The sequence below is a fragment of the Synechococcus sp. R55.2 genome (assembly GCF_047462075.1).
In the GTDB taxonomy this organism is placed as follows: domain Bacteria; phylum Cyanobacteriota; class Cyanobacteriia; order Thermostichales; family Thermostichaceae; genus Thermostichus.
In genome coordinates this window covers 1-957 of sequence record NZ_JANSIH010000123.1, presented here as the reverse complement: position 1 = coordinate 957, position 957 = coordinate 1, and the positions used below count along the sequence as shown (strand labels likewise).

Sequence of the window (957 nt, the reverse complement as noted above, 5' to 3'; positions counted from 1 at the left end):
TACCAAGCTAGCGGCAAATCCAATCCCCTCGCTACAGCTTGCAGCCGGGATCCCTGAAGAGCCAATTGAGGCTTGGCCTGCCCATAGACCGCCACCATTCCGGGGCAAACTTTTCATTCGCGCGAGCGGTGCGGAGCACTTTACTTCTTGTCAGCAGTGGGGCGAAAAAGAGGGATCCCCTTGAGGCGTGCTTATGCTGCCGGCGTCCACTGCACAGCTTCGCCCATGGGCCCCAACCTCAACCCAGTATCTATTCTGGCCAAAAGGTATTCCCTGTCATGCCTCGCAGGGTGAAATAAACAAATAGAAGCAACAAAAGGGATCCCAGCGTAACCATAGCCGCCGCTGTTGGACTTTTGCGATACAGGCCGACAAAAGGCTGGAGGCCAGCCCAGATCCCCCCCAGCAAAACGGTAATAAAGTAAGTGGGATAACGGGAGACATTCTCCACAAACTGGTCTTCCAGTCTTCTGGGGGGCTGCGGTTGTGGCATAAGAGGCTGGGGCTCCAACTCCTTTTTTCTCAGTGTGCCATAGGTAGCTGTCAACCATCTGGAGGCTGGCCATCTTCAGGGAACTGGCGGCAACTCAAAAAGTGTAGTCATCTCAAACTAGATTGAGACACTCCCCAAACGCTCCGCGCCGCTGCCGCGACCCCCCAGCTCATCTCTCTGGGAGAGGGGGGTTGGAGAGCAAGGCAACGGAAATGTTTTATTCCTATTCAAAATGACTATAAATCTCCTCCATTGGCGCTCTTTTGGCAGCCGAGCAACCTCGGCTCCCCAGCCGCTGTGGCACCAACCGACCGGTAAGCAGCCTCTCTGCCGCTTGGCTCACAGCCTCCGCGAGGGAGAAAGTCCATCGTCCCCTCATATCAAAAAGAACATCTACTTCACGAAGAGTGGTTGGAGCGAAGGGGAGACTGCGCAGATTCAGGAAACCGAGAACCTGATATGGT

The 957-nt window shown here is 55.0% G+C and carries 1 protein-coding gene; it reads right to left on the bottom strand.

The genetic code is table 11. The features are described 5' to 3' along the window. Positions 1 to 250: 250 nt before the first annotated feature. On the bottom strand, positions 251 to 493 hold the full coding sequence (locus tag NW838_RS04555) for a DUF751 family protein (RefSeq protein WP_041436092.1): 243 nt from the start codon (positions 491 to 493) through the stop codon (positions 251 to 253). Between the last annotated feature and the right edge of the window lie 464 nt (positions 494 to 957).